12 protein-coding genes are annotated in these 10,000 nt (G+C 63.0%); 9 read left to right on the plus strand and 3 right to left on the minus strand.

From position 1 onward, the window contains the following. The 3 genes from LDL37_RS14520 to LDL37_RS14530 form a co-directional block, all read left to right on the plus strand. Positions 1 to 109 (plus strand): 3-hydroxyacyl-CoA dehydrogenase family protein (locus LDL37_RS14520; protein ID WP_290799548.1); only part of this gene is annotated, 109 nt, incomplete at its 5' end. Positions 110 to 116: 7 nt separating this feature from the next. Continuing rightward, complete coding sequence (locus LDL37_RS14525; protein WP_290799537.1) at positions 117 to 575, plus strand: hypothetical protein; 459 nt, start codon at positions 117 to 119, stop codon at positions 573 to 575. Continuing rightward, entirely contained in the window at positions 572 to 1,750 is a 1,179-nt protein-coding gene (locus LDL37_RS14530) for a DUF418 domain-containing protein (protein ID WP_290799538.1), read from the plus strand. Before LDL37_RS14525 ends, LDL37_RS14530 begins: the two co-directional genes overlap by 4 nt. Before the next feature lie 31 nt (positions 1,751 to 1,781). Here the strand turns inward: LDL37_RS14530 and LDL37_RS14535 are convergent, their stop codons facing one another. Continuing rightward, positions 1,782 to 2,474, minus strand: a complete 693-nt coding sequence (locus LDL37_RS14535; protein WP_290799539.1) for a TlpA disulfide reductase family protein — start codon at positions 2,472 to 2,474, stop codon at positions 1,782 to 1,784. Between LDL37_RS14535 and argH the strand changes: the two genes are divergently transcribed. The 5 genes from argH (at position 2,473) to LDL37_RS14560 (ending at position 6,640) form a co-directional block, all read left to right on the plus strand. Next, a complete protein-coding gene (argH, locus tag LDL37_RS14540) occupies positions 2,473 to 3,882 on the plus strand; it encodes an argininosuccinate lyase (protein ID WP_290799540.1) in 1,410 nt (469 codons plus the stop codon). The two genes, LDL37_RS14535 and argH, sit on opposite strands and share 2 nt — an antisense overlap. Then, a complete protein-coding gene (locus tag LDL37_RS14545) occupies positions 3,879 to 4,175 on the plus strand; it encodes a hypothetical protein (RefSeq protein ID WP_290799541.1) in 297 nt (98 codons plus the stop codon). The genes argH and LDL37_RS14545 overlap by 4 nt, the downstream gene beginning before the upstream one ends. 102 nt (positions 4,176 to 4,277) lie before the next feature. Beyond that, positions 4,278 to 5,594, plus strand: a complete 1,317-nt coding sequence (gene lysA / locus LDL37_RS14550) for a diaminopimelate decarboxylase (protein WP_290799542.1) — start codon at positions 4,278 to 4,280, stop codon at positions 5,592 to 5,594. A gap of 24 nt (positions 5,595 to 5,618) precedes the next feature. Next, a complete protein-coding gene (locus LDL37_RS14555) occupies positions 5,619 to 6,155 on the plus strand; it encodes a DUF4175 family protein (protein WP_290799543.1) in 537 nt (178 codons plus the stop codon). Positions 6,156 to 6,175: 20 nt separating this feature from the next. Further along, positions 6,176 to 6,640: a thermonuclease family protein gene (locus tag LDL37_RS14560; protein ID WP_290799544.1), complete on the plus strand. Its 465-nt coding sequence runs from the start codon at positions 6,176 to 6,178 to the stop codon at positions 6,638 to 6,640. Positions 6,641 to 6,654: 14 nt separating this feature from the next. Here LDL37_RS14560 and LDL37_RS14565 read toward each other — a convergent pair whose 3' ends face one another. Beyond that, entirely contained in the window at positions 6,655 to 8,442 is a 1,788-nt protein-coding gene (locus tag LDL37_RS14565) for a bifunctional protein-serine/threonine kinase/phosphatase (protein WP_290799545.1), read from the minus strand. Between the two features lie 262 nt (positions 8,443 to 8,704). Next, a complete protein-coding gene (gene apaG, locus LDL37_RS14570) occupies positions 8,705 to 9,103 on the minus strand; it encodes a Co2+/Mg2+ efflux protein ApaG (RefSeq protein ID WP_290799546.1) in 399 nt (132 codons plus the stop codon). A 105-nt stretch (positions 9,104 to 9,208) separates the two neighbouring features. Between apaG and LDL37_RS14575 the strand changes: the two genes are divergently transcribed. Continuing rightward, a partial coding sequence (locus tag LDL37_RS14575; RefSeq protein WP_290799547.1) for a 2'-deoxycytidine 5'-triphosphate deaminase occupies positions 9,209 to 10,000 on the plus strand: 792 nt, incomplete at its 3' end.

Genomic DNA, 10,000 nt, shown 5'->3' on the forward strand with positions numbered 1-10,000 from the left:
CCGCCCCTGCCCGCTGCTGGTGAAGTATGTTGAGGCCGGCTGGTATGGTCGTAAGACCGGGCGTGGCTTCTATGACTATCGCGGCGAAAAGCCCGTTCCGACAAGGTAAGTTCCGCGTGCTCACGGCCCGCCGCCCGCTGTTCCTGTGGTTTAGTCTGGCGCTGCTGGCGGCGTCGATCCTGCACGCCTGCGTGTGGTTCGCGGCGCGCGTCTTTGCGGCGCAGGGCCTGCTGGCCGCCAGCGAAGGTGCGCGCCAGATGGGCCTGTCCCTGTTCTGGATGGTGTGCGCGACGTCATTGTGGCTCATTCAGGGGCCGAAAAACCGCCTGCACGCGGTCAGCCACGTGATCGGTTGCGCTTTCCTCGTCTGCTCCTTGGGGTCGGTCATGGCCTTCAGCAACCTGACCCTCAGCCAGAATTTCGAACTGAGTTTCAGCAATCTGCTGGTCTTTGCGCTGGTGGCCGTGCCGATGGTGGCCAGTCAGGTCCTGCTGGCCGTGCCGTCCGCCGTGCTGTTCCAACTGATCCTGCTCAAGCGCCCGCCGCAGGTCGCAGCCGAGGCCCCCGCCGCATGAGTGCCGAGCGCTATCCCGCCCTTGACTATATCCGCGGGTTCGCGCTGCTGGGCATATTGATCGTCAATGCTCCGGCCTTTGGCTGGCCGCTGGAGGTCTATATGAACCCGGCGCGGGCGACCATACCGCTAAGCGACGCCGACCGTCAGGCGTGGTGGGTCATCCATACCTTTTTCGAGTCGAAATGCCTGACCCTGTTTGCCATGCTGTTTGGCATCAGCCTGTTTCTGGTTGGGCAAAAAGATGACCCGGCGACGCCGGTGACGCAGACCGTGCGCTTTCGGCGTCTGGTCTGGCTGGCCTTGATCGGCGTGGGCCACGGCGCAGCCATCTGGGTCGGCGATATTCTGCTGATGTATGCCCTGTGCGGCCTGTTCTATATCCTGACCGTTCGCACCCCGCATCTGTTGCGCTGGGGGATTTTCGCCTGGGCTCTGGGCGGCCTTATGGTGGTGGGGGCCGGGTTTATCCTGAGCTTTGTGCCGCGTGAGCAACTGGGCGAGGCCCTCAGCGGCAGTGACGGCCTGAGCTTTGCCGAAACGATCCGCCTGATGCAGGGGACGTTTGCCCAATCCCTGCACGCCAATTTCGTCATGTGGGCGATGAGCATATTCTCTCAGATCGCTGTCTTTGCGCCCAAGGTCATCGGCCTGATGATGATTGGTCTGGGCCTGTTCAAGGTGGGCTATTTCGAGGCGCGCCGCACCCTGTGGCACGTGGTGGCAATCATTTTGGGGGCGGGGGCGCTGAGCCTCATCGGCTGGCAGAACCTGATCATCCTGCGCGAAAACTTCCCGGAGCCGGAAATCTATGGCTCGCACCGCGCGGCAGCGGAATTCCTCAGTATCTTCGTCAGTCTCGGCTATGCCAGCGCCCTGATGCTGCTGAGCCGCCTGCCAGTGGCGAAGGGGGTGACGGCCCTGCTGAGCCCGGTGGGACGCATGGCCTTTACCAACTATCTCAGCCAGTCGCTGATCATGACGGCGATCTTCTATGGCGGGCGCGGGCTGGGCCTCTACGGGCAAGTGTCGCTGTCGCAGATGGTGCCAATCGTGGCCGCTATCTGGCTGTTTCAGATCGTGGTCAGCGCCCTGTGGCTGCGCGTATTCCGCTATGGCCCGTTTGAATGGGTGTGGCGCTGCCTGAGCCACGGGCGCTGGGTGGCCATTCGCTGAATCGCCTCCCTCGCTACGCAGGGGAGGAGCTTTACTTCGCCAGCGCGTCCAGCAGCGCCTTGACCTCCTGTGCGTCCCACTTGGCCTCACCGCCAAGGCGCGCCACTTCCTGACCGTTTTTATCGAGAATGATCGTCGTCGGCATTCCGACAATGCCCCATTTGCTCATTGGCTGAATTTCGGAGTCCATATAGACGGGCAGGCCGCCGCTGAGCTTCAGTTCCTTTTCGACCGCCGCCTTGTCCTCGGCCTTGTCGATGCTGAGCGGCAGGACCAGCACCTTTTGCGGGTCATAGCCCTTTTGCAGATTGGCCAGGGTCGGCATCTCGACCTTGCACGGCGCGCACCACGTCGCCCAGACGTTCAGCACCACCACGCGGCCTTTGAAATCTGACAGCTTGACCGTCTTGCCCTCGCCATCAAGGAAGCTGATGTCTTCGATGGGGCGCGGGGCGGCGTGGGTTTCCAGCTTGGCCAGCGCGCCGGTGGCGTAGGCCTTGAGCGGCCCTTCGGCCACCGGGCCGCTTTCGGCGGGCATAGTCCCGTCAGTCTCGGCTTGACGGAACAGCACCACAGCCGCTACGGAGACGGCGATTATCAGGACCAGCAGGCCCGCGACGATCAGGTTGAATTTCAGCTTGCGCGGCGGTCTGGTCCGCTCTGTCTGCGGGGCCTGCGCTTCGGCGTTCGCCGTGTCCGTGTTTTCGTCCAGAGGCTCATTCATGACCGATCCTTCGCAATCCCCCAATTCCGCCGGGCAGAAAATGTGGGGTGGACGATTCTCTGCCCAACCTGACGCCATTATGCAAGCCATCAACGTCTCGATCGAGGTTGACAAACGTTTGTGGGCGCAGGACATCGCCGGATCACGCGCCCACGCCGCCATGCTGGCCAAACAGGGCATCATCAGCGCCGAGGCGGCCAACGAGATCGACGCCGGGCTGCAAACCATCATCGCTGAGATCGAAGCCGGGACCTTCCCCTTCCGCGCCGAATACGAAGACATCCATATGAATGTCGAGGCGCGTCTGCGTGAGCTGATCGGCGCGACGGCGGGCCGTCTGCACACGGCGCGCTCACGCAATGATCAGGTGGCGACCGACTTCCGCCTGTGGGTACGCGACCGTGTGGACTATACGATTGCGCAACTGCGTGACCTGCAAAAGGCGCTGGTGACGCGCGCCGAAGACTATGCGGACGCCCTGATGCCAGGCTTCACCCACCTGCAACCGGCGCAGCCCGTGACCTTTGGCCACCACCTGATGGCCTATGTCGAAATGTTCGGCCGTGACGCCACGCGCTTTGAAGACGCGCGCAAGCGTATGAACGAAAACCCGCTGGGCTCTGCCGCTCTGGCCGGGTCGCCGTTTCCTATCGACCGCCACATGACGGCGCAGGCGCTGGGCTTTGACCGCCCGACGGCCAACAGTCTGGACGGCGTCTCCGATCGCGATTTCGCGCTGGAGTCTTTGAGCCACGCCGCCATCTGCGCCGGGCACCTGTCGCGTCTGGCCGAAGAAATCGTCATCTGGACCACGCCGCAGTTCGGCTTCATCCGCCTGTCGGACGCCTTCTCGACCGGTTCCTCGATCATGCCGCAAAAGCGCAACCCCGACGCCGCCGAACTGGTGCGCGCCAAGACGGGCCGCATCAACGGGGCGCTGATCGCGCTGACCACGGTGATGAAGGGCCTGCCTCTGGCCTATTCCAAGGACATGCAGGAAGACAAGCCGCCGGTGTTTGAGGCCTTTGAGTCGCTCGATCTGGCGCTGGCGGCCATGACCGGTATGGTGCGCGACTTAAACGCCAATCTGGAGCGCATGAAGGCCGCGGCCTCATCGGGCTTTTCGACGGCGACGGACCTGGCCGACTGGCTGGTGCGCACCCTGAACATGCCGTTCCGTGACGCGCACCATGTTACCGGCGCGGCGGTCAAGCTGGCCGAAGGGCAGGGTGTGGACCTTTCGCAACTGTCGCTCGCTGATCTGCAAAAACTGGAGGCGGGGATTACCGAAGACGTATATAGTGTCCTCACGCCCGAGGCCTCGGCGGCTTCGCGCCTGTCCTATGGGGGCACCTCGCCTGTGCGGGTGCGTGAACAGATCCAGCGTTGGAAGGAAATTTTGGCATGACCGCTACCGTATCGCGTTCGTTTGTGAAGGCCGCCCTGTTGCTGGCCGCGATTTCCGGTCTGGGTCTGACCGCCTGCGCCAAGAAGGGCGATCTGGAACGCGCGCCGCCTCTGTGGGGTAAACGCGCTCAGGAAGAGGTCGCGGCCAAAAAGAAGGCCGAGGCCGAGGGCAAGGCCACCGAGCGCGCCCTGCCGCGCAAGGAGTTCAAGAACGAAATGCCAGACCCCTATCAGCAGAACAGCAAGGTCGCCGACGCGCCGCTCGAAGGCACGGGCAACGCCCAGCGCCAGTAAATCGCTCCTCCCTGTCGCGCAGCGATGGGGAGGGGGACCGCACGAGCCTTCAGGCGAGATGCGGTGGAGGGGGAATAGCCCCTCCGCTTAAAAGAGTTTCAAATGAACCATTTTGACATCCGTGACGGCGAGATGCACGCCGAGGGCGTATCCGTCCGCGAACTGGCTGAGCGCGTCGGCACGCCGCTCTATGTCTATTCGTCCGCCACCTTTGAGCGGCATTTTCAGGTCTTCTCTCAGGCCCTGTGGGCGCAGGACGCCCTGAAAAACCCCAAGAATGAAGCCCCACTGATCGCCTATGCGACCAAGGCCAACTCCAATCTGGCTGTGCTGCAAACGCTTGCCGAACAGGGGGCCGGGGCCGATACGGTGTCCGAGGGCGAAATCCGCAAGGCCTTGACCGCCGGTATTCCGCCGGAACGCATCGTCTTTTCGGGCGTGGGCAAGACCGACGAAGAAATGGCCTTTGCGCTGAAGACCGGCATCTATCAGCTCAATGTCGAATCGAAGCCCGAACTGGAACGCCTCAGCCACGTCGCGGGGTCTCTGGGCGTGGTGGCCCCGATCGTTATCCGCATCAATCCGGGCGTTGGTGCGGGCGGCCATGCCAAGATCACCACGGGCGGGGCCAAGGACAAGTTCGGTGTGTCGGCCCGCGAAGCCATCGCCCTCTATGCGCAGGCGGCCGCTGATCCGAATATCGCGCCGATGGGCATTGCCTGCCATATCGGCAGCCAGATCACCGACCTTGCCCCCATGCAGGCGGCCTTCTCGAAGATGAAGGGCTGGGTGCAGGAACTGCGCGCCGGTGGCCTGAGCGTTGAGCGCCTCGATCTGGGCGGTGGGCTGGGTGTGCCCTATTTCAACATGCCCGAACCGCCGTCTCCCGAAGATTTTGCCCAGATGGTGGCGCTGACGGTCGGCAATCTGGGGGTACGCTATACCTTTGAGCCGGGGCGCCTGATCGCCGCCAATGCCGGGATACTGGTGTCGCGCGTCATCCATATCCATGAGCGCGAAGACTCAGGCCAGAAGTTCCTGGTCGTCGATGCGGCGATGAACGACCTGATCCGTCCCGCCATGTACGACGCCTATCACGACATCCGCCCGGTGACGGCGGGTCTGACCAATGAAACCGCCACCTATGATGTGGTCGGCCCTGTCTGCGAAACCGGCGATACCTTTACGCGCGGCCGCGACATGCCAGCGCTGAAGGCCGGTGATCTGGTCGCCTTCATGTCAGCCGGGGCCTATGGGGCGGTGATGGGCAGCGAATATAATTCGCGCCCGCTCGCCCCTGAGGTGTTGGTGCGTGACACCAACTGGGCGGTGGTGCGTCCTCGCCCCTCCTATAAGGAGATGATGAACCGTGAGGTCTTGCCGGAATGGTTAAGACCGCATAGGGTAAACGCGGACTAAATCCGCACGTCTATGGGGGACGGCATGAAGCTGCAACGGACAAAACCCTTATCGAAGCTGAACCGGGCGCTGTTCTGGACGCACGTGGTGATGATCTGGGAGCAGATCCTGCCCGCCCTGACGCCGTTTCTGCTGCTGGCCGGTGCCATTGCCGTGGCCGCGCAGTGGGGGGTGTTTGCGGCCTTGAGCCCGCTGGGGCATCTGGGCGTTCTGGCGGCGGGTGTTGTGGTGGCCGCCCTTGCCGCCGTGCTGAACCTGCGCGGCTTCAGACAGCCGAGCTTTACCGAGATCAATACACGACTGGCGCTCGACAATGGCGTGACGCCCGACGTGCTGATCGGCCTGCGCCACAAGACGAAGCAGCCCTCATTGAAGATCGGTAAGGCCAAGGCTGGTATGGCTAAGGGTGACCCGCTGGCTCTGCGCTATCTGATGCTCATTCTGTTTGGCTTCGGCTACCTGACGCAGGGGCCAGTGCCCCTGAGCCAGATCGCCTCGGCCTATATGCCCCTGTACAAGGGCGCGCCGGTGGTGCTGGCGCAACTGGATGCCTCCCGCTGAGGCGGTGGGCCTGTCTGCTGATGCTGGCCGCGCTGGCGGCGTGTAAACCCGCGCCGTCTGCATCGCCGCAAGACCCCAAACCGGAAACTGTAACGCTTAGCGGCGAAGCCGAGGCCATAGACGGCGATTCCCTGCGCGTGGATGGCGTTGAGGTGCGCCTCGAAGGCGTCGATGCCTTTGAATATGATCAGCGCTGCGGGGCCTTTGCCTGCGGGGAAGCCTCCAGTCGGCAACTGAAACGTCTGGTGGCCGGGGCCGAGGTGGTCTGCGAGCCGCAGGGCGAAGACCGGTACGGGCGCATACTGGCCTTTTGCGCCGTCGATGGCCGTGATCTGGGGGAGGCACAGGTGCGGGCCGGGCTGGCTCTGGCCTATCGCCGCTATTCCGACCGCTATGTCGCCGCCGAAGAGACGGCCGAACGCACCCGCACCGGCGCCTGGGCCTATGAGGTCAGGGCCCCGGAGGATTTCCGGCACAATAAGTAAATAGGGCCAAGCGCCTACTTCAACTCCGGAAACCCGTGCTCACGCAGGAAAGCCTTGGTGGCTTCGACGTCTGGCCCGGCGATCAGCCCCAGTTGCAGAGCCCCCAGCCACAGCACCAGCGCCGTCAGGACCGCCGTCGCGATCTGCCACGGGCGCGCCGGATGGAAGCGCGCGGCCTTGCGGATCGAGGCCGGATTGACACCGTAAGAGCCGGTTTCCAGCGCAAAGGCCATTTCGAACCCGTCCTGAAAACGCTCATCCGGATTGGGAGCCAGAGACTGAAGGATAATGCTTTCCAGCCAGCCCGGCGCGTCATGGCGTTTGTGGGTCAGAAGATCCGGACGTTTCAGCGTCGGCTTGGTGAAGGGCTCGCTTTCGCCATAGGGGAAGGTGCCGCCGGTGAACAGGCGGTGCAGGGTGACCCCCAGCGCGAAGATGTCTGACCGCTCATCCCCCCACTGACCATCGAACAGCTCCGGGGCCATGTAGTTATTGGTGCCGGGGGGCAGGACGCCGGTCTTTTCGTCGAGCGCGGGCAGGCGCGCAAAGCCCAGATCGACCAGTTTCAGCCCGCCGTCTTTGAGCAGAATCACATTGTCGGGTTTGACGTCACGATGGATGACGCCCGCCCGGTGCAGCGAGCCCAGCGCCTTGGCCAGCTTGGTGGCGATGTCGATGCCTTCGCTCAGGCCAATCGCCGGTTTGCGCGACAGGCGTTTTTCCAGCGTTTCTCCCTCATAGAAGGGTTGCGCTACATAGAGGCAGGTCTGGCGCTTGGGCGGCAGTTGCAGGACCGACCCGATCCACATGTGCTGCACGCGGCTGGCCACCCAGGTTTCGCGCACGAAAGCCTGCCGCGCCAGGGTTTCGGCCCCCAGATTGTGCGGCTTGGGGAATTTGAGCACCACGGTCGAAAGTGGCCCGGTGGCCGACAGGTCGCGCGCCTTGAACACGCGGCTGTACATGCCGTCGGCCAGCATGACCTCCAGCCGGAAGTCGTCGATGGTTTCGCCCACCTCTGGCGGTTCGCGCATCGGCAGGCGCGAAATGGCCGCGTCGAGGTCCTTGACGGTGGCGGGGGGCAGTTCGAAAATGTCGATGATCAGCACGGTGGCATTGTCATCGCCGCCATTGTGGATGGCCATATCGACCAGCTTTTGCGCCGTATCATCGGCCGACAGCCGTTCGGACAGGATGGCGTTGATCTGGGCTTCCGGCACCTTGCCGTGCATCCCGTCGGAACACAGCAACAGCCGGTCGTGCGGGAAGATGTCGTGGATGCGATAGTCGATGCGCACCACCTCTTCGAAGCCGATGGCGCGGGTGAGGTAGGGCGAATCCTCGCCGCCTTCGGGCTTGTGATCCTGCGTCATCTGACCCAGATAGCCCTCGCGCCAGCGGTAAAGCCGCGTGTCACCGACGTGGAAGGAGTGCAGGCGGTTGCCCTTGATCACCACACCGGTGAAGGCGCAACTCATGCCGCGGACGTTTTCGTCCTTCTGCCCCTGACGGTGGAGCCAGTAGTTGATGCTTTCCAGCGCCCGCCCGGCGGTCTTTTGGGGTGACAGGGCCTCGGTCTGGCTGAGATAGTCGTCGATGAAGGAACGCACGCTCAGTTCGGCAGCGACGCGCCCGCCCTTGCGCCCGCCAACCCCATCAGCCAGTGCCGCCACCAGCCCGTGATGCGACCCGTCATCAGCCAGACACGAGGCCGCAAAGTCCTGATTGTCCTCGCGGCGGCCGATATGGCTGGCGAACCCGACGGCGGCCTTGAGACGGGTGGCGGTAGGCAGGCTGGCCATGCAGTGTCCTGTGCTTCGGACGCTCTCTGTGCCTGCGCCCGCGTGGGCCGGTATGCAAGACGTCCATCCTTCTGTCACAGAACGATAAAACGAAAGAACGCGGAAACGCAAAGCCAAAGCGCAGGACCGCGGCGGACAGCCCGTCGCTGTGATATTTAAACCTAAAGCCTCATGCCGAAAAGTGGACACCACTTTTCGGAAAAACATGAGGCGTCAGAAATAATTAGAGCCGTTTGGCGGCTCAACTTAGCCGACGAATGCTCTAATTCAGTGTCCGCTTCGACAGGGTGGCATCCAGCGAGAACAGCGGCACCTGTATGGTCAGCCATTCGCCCTCATCCGTCACGCACATATAATGCCCGCCCATCGTACCGGAGTCCGTATCCAGCGGACAGCTAGACGCATAGCTGTAGCTATCCCCCGGACGAATGCGCGGGGTTTCGCCGACCACGCCTTCGCCATCGACCGTCTGCACGCGGCCCAGCGCATCGGTGATGCGCCAGTGTCGCGTCCTGAGCTGAAGGGCGCGGTTGGAGGCATTGGCAATGGTGATGTGATAGGTCCACAGCCATTTATGGGCGCGGATGGCGTCGTCATTGCGCGGAATGAACTGAACGCGGACGCTGACAGTCACGCCGTCGGTGGTGGCGGTATAGATCATGGGCGCAGAATAGGGCGCTTCGCGGGCTGTGTCAGTTTTTCTTTGCGCATTGTGTTTGAGCCGCTTAAATGCACCTCCCCTGCATTAAGAAAGTTGCGATTCCTGATGACCGTTTCCGGTATTCTGCCGCTGCAATCCATCCGCGAACTGGTTGATCAGAGCGCCATTATGAGCGCCTCAACGCTCGATGCCGACCAGATTCAGCCGGCGTCGATCGACCTGCGGCTTGGGGCACGGGCCTGGCGTGTGCGCGCCTCCTACCTGCCGCGCGGCAAGCGGGTGATGGACCGCCTGCCCGACGTCATGATGCACGAAATGGACCTGACGCGGGGCGCGGTGTTCGAATCGGGTTGCGTCTATATCGCTGAGTTGCAGGAGTTTTTAAGCCTGCCCGCCGGCGTGTCGGCGCGCGCCAACCCCAAAAGCTCGACCGGGCGCGTCGATGTCTTCGTGCGTCTGCTGTCGGATTTCGGCGACCTGTTTGACGATGTGCGCGAAGGTTATAAGGGCCCCATCTATGTCGAAATCGCACCGCAGACCTTTTCGGTGCTGGCCCGCACGGGCACGCGCTTGAACCAGTTGCGCCTCAAAACTGGTGAGGTGCCCAAGCTCTACACGGCCGATTGCGGCGTGGACCTGATGACCGGCGATCTGGTCGGCTATCGGGCGCGGCGTCACGCCGGGGTCATCGACCTCGATCACGTCGATGGCCACAATCCGCGCGACTTCTGGGAGCCGCTTTATCAGAACAAGGGGCAGTTGCTGCTCGATCCGGGCGAATTCTATATCCTCGCCTCGCAAACCGATGTGGTCATCCCGGTGACCGAAGCCGCCGAAATGCTGCCCATCGACCCCAGCGTCGGTGAATTCCGCGTCCACTATGCCGGTTTCTTCGAT

This window comes from Asticcacaulis sp., assembly GCF_020217185.1.
Classification (GTDB): domain Bacteria; phylum Pseudomonadota; class Alphaproteobacteria; order Caulobacterales; family Caulobacteraceae; genus Asticcacaulis.

What these genes read in the sequence shown, in the direction of transcription:
- LDL37_RS14530 (WP_290799538.1), top strand. Translation starts at nt 572, where the DNA reads ATGAGTGCCGAGCGCTATCCCGCCCTTGACTATATCCGCGGGTTCGCG.
- argH (WP_290799540.1), top strand. Translation starts at nt 2,473, where the DNA reads ATGACCGATCCTTCGCAATCCCCCAATTCCGCCGGGCAGAAAATGTGG.
- LDL37_RS14535 (WP_290799539.1), bottom strand. Translation starts at nt 2,474, where the DNA reads ATGAATGAGCCTCTGGACGAAAACACGGACACGGCGAACGCCGAAGCG.
- LDL37_RS14545 (WP_290799541.1), top strand. Translation starts at nt 3,879, where the DNA reads ATGACCGCTACCGTATCGCGTTCGTTTGTGAAGGCCGCCCTGTTGCTG.
- lysA (WP_290799542.1), top strand. Translation starts at nt 4,278, where the DNA reads ATGAACCATTTTGACATCCGTGACGGCGAGATGCACGCCGAGGGCGTA.
- LDL37_RS14555 (WP_290799543.1), top strand. Translation starts at nt 5,619, where the DNA reads ATGAAGCTGCAACGGACAAAACCCTTATCGAAGCTGAACCGGGCGCTG.
- LDL37_RS14560 (WP_290799544.1), top strand. Translation starts at nt 6,176, where the DNA reads ATGCTGGCCGCGCTGGCGGCGTGTAAACCCGCGCCGTCTGCATCGCCG.
- LDL37_RS14565 (WP_290799545.1), bottom strand. Translation starts at nt 8,442, where the DNA reads ATGGCCAGCCTGCCTACCGCCACCCGTCTCAAGGCCGCCGTCGGGTTC.
- apaG (WP_290799546.1), bottom strand. Translation starts at nt 9,103, where the DNA reads ATGATCTATACCGCCACCACCGACGGCGTGACTGTCAGCGTCCGCGTT.